This is a genomic window from Streptomyces sp. ActVer (assembly GCF_027270795.1).
Taxonomy (GTDB): Bacteria; Actinomycetota; Actinomycetes; order Streptomycetales; family Streptomycetaceae; genus Streptomyces; species Streptomyces umbrinus_A.
On the sequence record NZ_JAPWHT010001019.1, the window covers coordinates 1 to 590 of the forward strand.

1 pseudogene is annotated in these 590 nt (G+C 71.4%); it reads right to left on the reverse strand.

The window, feature by feature from the left end:
- Positions 1-422, reverse strand: a pseudogene (locus tag O3Q52_RS53920) (hypothetical protein); the annotation flags it as partial.
- Positions 423-590 lie beyond the last annotated feature (168 nt).

Below are 590 nucleotides of genomic sequence, written 5' to 3' on the forward strand. Positions count from 1 at the left end.
GCGGCTTCGCCGAACTCCGCCGCGCCGCCGCCCGGTTCGGCGCAGGCGGCGAGCACGACCAGCGCCAGCCAGGGAGCCAGCCGCTTGGTACCGCTGCCGGACGCCGCCGGGCTGTAGCGCCAGAGGAAGTCCTCGTCGGAGAACTCGATATGGGCCAGGTAGTTCGGCTCCACGTTGGTGACGCCCGGCCGTGGCTCGGTCCGCGAGATCGCCCGCGCATCCACCCCGACGACGTCCCCAGGACCGTACAACTGGACTTCACGTGACACGTCCTGGACGAGTGTGCCGCGAGTGAGGGCGTCCCCGGTCACCCGGAGCGTGACGGGGATGCTGGCGCGTTCGGCGGTTCCGGGGTCGTCGGTGATCCGGGTGGCGATGCCGGTCCGCAGCCAGGGCAGGAAGGAATAGGCATTCGTGGTCATGACCCACTCCCGGCCACGGGGATCGTCTCGTCGTCGATGGCGAACAGCTCGGTGGCCGCGCCGCGTTGGGGGGCCTTCACCAGGGCGGCGCGCTGGTTGGCGTCCGCCGTCCAGTCCCTGGCCGGGGACGTGGGGTCCTGGTTGTTCCAGTCCTGCCAGGAGCCCTCG